Raw genomic sequence first — 1,544 nt, 5'->3', positions numbered from 1 at the left:
GCCCCTGATCGACATTTGCGATTTCACGATCGATTTCTGCGATGACCTGCCGTGAGAACGGGCCGAGATGGAGATAGAGGGCGCTTGTCATGATAACATAGGGCACGGCCTTGGGGTTATGCAGGGCACAGTCGATCAGCATGCGCCAGAACTGTCCGGCCGTGCCGGGTCCTGCGCGGTGTATGCGCAGTATCAGGCGGGCGAAACTGCGCAGGTCGCCCTTGATCATCCGGTGCGCGCGCTCCCGCCTCAGCATCCGGCCCAGGCGGCGCACCCGGCCGAAATAGGCCACCGGGTCATAGATCGCCTTAAGCACCGTCCGGTAATCATTGAGCACATCCCGACGTGGCCGTTTCGTTTCGAAATTCAGGCCCGCCGTACACTGGTCCCCCGACTGCGTCTGGTCATCGGCGGGGAAAAGGCGCCCTTCGGCCAGCAGGCGGCGTGTCAGTTGCGTCGTGGGCAGGGCATACAGCAGCCCGACCATGCAGACCGGGATTGCCGTATCCTCGATACATGCGATCATGCCGGCGGCGACGCTGCTCTTTTCGCTGTCAAAGCCGACGATGAACCCCGCATTTACGAAAATACCGGCCCTGTGGATTGTCTCGATGCTCTGTTGCAGGCTGCGCCTTGTATTCTGCTTTTTCTGCGTCATGACAAGCGTATCGGTATCCGGGCTTTCGATCCCGACGAAGATCGCAAAGAAATTCGTATCCGACAGGCTATGCAGAAGGTCTGGGTCATCGGCGAGGTTGATGGAGGCTTCGGTCGAGAACTCGAACGGGAATTTCCTTTCGGCCTGCCAGCGTTTCAGGTCCGGCAGGAACTTCTTGAGCGCCTTTTTGTTGCCGATCAGGTTGTCATCGACAAAATCCACATGGCCGCGATAGCCAAGGTTATACAGCGCATCGAGTTCGGCCATGACCTGCGCATTCGTCTTGGTGCGCGGCACGCGGCCATACAGTTCGATGATATCGCAGAATTCGCAACTGAACGGGCACCCGCGTGAAAACTGGACCCCGACATGAAGATACTGGTCCAGTTTCAGCAGGTCAAAGCGGGGAAGCGGGCTTTTGGTGACGTCGGTCTTGCCCATGGGGGCCTGAAAAGTGCCCTCCCGCGCGCCGCGGCGCCATGCCGCGATGAAATCGCCCATGATTTCCTCGGCCTCGCCCAGGACCTGGAAATTCGCATTGCCATAAAGGGCGGGACTGGATGTGACATCGGGCCCGCCAACGACCACCGGCTTGTTGCTGGCGCGGCAGAGGTCGATGATATGCTGCGTGTCATTACGCTGTGGCAGCATCCCGCCGGTCATCACCATGTCGGCCCAGCGGAAGTCCTCATCGCTCAGGTCTTCGGTATTGCGATTGACCAGCCTGACATCCCATTCTTTGGGCAGCAGGGCCGCAACCGTAATCAGGCCAAGCGGCGCGGCAGGATAACGCGCACCGGTCAGATCACAGGCTTCCTTGTAATTCCAGAATGATCCTGCATTGAAAAGGGGAAAGATCATCAGAACCTTGCAGATGTCGGTCATT

Annotated in this window: 1 protein-coding gene; it reads right to left on the bottom strand. The window is 58.9% G+C overall.

Annotated features, from left to right (window positions below; genetic code table 11):
* On the bottom strand, positions 1 to 1,543 hold a 1,543-nt coding region (locus tag B7G66_RS16995; protein ID WP_048859457.1), incomplete at its 3' end, for a B12-binding domain-containing radical SAM protein.
* Position 1,544: the final 1 nt, after the last annotated feature.

The sequence above is a fragment of the Novacetimonas hansenii JCM 7643 genome (genome assembly GCF_000964405.1).
Classification (GTDB): domain Bacteria; phylum Pseudomonadota; class Alphaproteobacteria; order Acetobacterales; family Acetobacteraceae; genus Novacetimonas; species Novacetimonas hansenii.
This window is presented reverse-complemented; position numbering and strand designations above follow the sequence as displayed.